At 48.5% G+C, this 571-nt stretch carries 5 tRNA genes; all 5 read right to left on the bottom strand.

The window, feature by feature from the left end:
* Positions 1–62: 62 nt before the first annotated feature.
* The 5 genes from PEL01S_RS34280 to PEL01S_RS34260 all read right to left on the bottom strand — a co-directional run bounded on the left by PEL01S_RS34280 (position 63) and on the right by PEL01S_RS34260 (position 498).
* A tRNA-Gly gene (locus PEL01S_RS34280) sits at positions 63–137 on the bottom strand.
* 21 nt (positions 138–158) lie between these two features.
* Positions 159–231, bottom strand: a tRNA-Lys gene (locus PEL01S_RS34275).
* A 12-nt stretch (positions 232–243) separates the two neighbouring features.
* Positions 244–315, bottom strand: a tRNA-Gln gene (locus PEL01S_RS34270).
* A gap of 7 nt (positions 316–322) precedes the next feature.
* Positions 323–398, bottom strand: a tRNA-His gene (locus PEL01S_RS34265).
* A gap of 25 nt (positions 399–423) precedes the next feature.
* Positions 424–498: transfer RNA gene (locus PEL01S_RS34260), tRNA-Thr, on the bottom strand.
* Positions 499–571: the final 73 nt, after the last annotated feature.

Below are 571 nucleotides of genomic sequence, written 5' to 3'. Positions count from 1 at the left end.
AAACTAATTTAAGATTAAAACCAAAAAGAACAATTGTCAATCTTCACAAGCAAAAGTTGCGATGGAGCGGAAGACGGGATTCGAACCCGCGACCCTCGCCTTGGCAAGGCGATGCTCTACCCCTGAGCCACTTCCGCTCAATTTATTTTGTAAGAAGATGAGCCATGTAGGACTCGAACCTACGACACCCTGATTAAAAGTCAGGTGCTCTACCAACTGAGCTAATGGCTCGTGCTGAAAATACTGGGGATCTAGGATTCGAACCTAGGCATGACGGAGTCAAAGTCCGTTGCCTTACCGCTTGGCTAATCCCCAATGACTATGGGGCGATCGAAGGGAATCGAACCCTCGAATGTCGGAGCCACAATCCGATGCGTTAACCACTTCGCCACGACCGCCATATGAGTTGCCATGTGGCATAACTGGTGCCGTCGAGAGGAATCGAACCTCCGACCTACGCATTACGAGTGCGTTGCTCTACCGCTGAGCTACGACGGCACGTTACATAAAATAAAAATTTCGGAACCCTCGGATATTGTCCGTTTCGTTCCGAAGTTAAAAGCTTCTAAAA

It is taken from the genome of Paenibacillus elgii NBRC 100335, from assembly GCF_004000865.1.
GTDB classification, from domain to species: Bacteria; Bacillota; Bacilli; order Paenibacillales; family NBRC-103111; genus Paenibacillus_G; species Paenibacillus_G elgii.
Note: the sequence above shows the minus strand (reverse complement) of the source record. Positions and strands in the feature narration are given on the sequence as shown.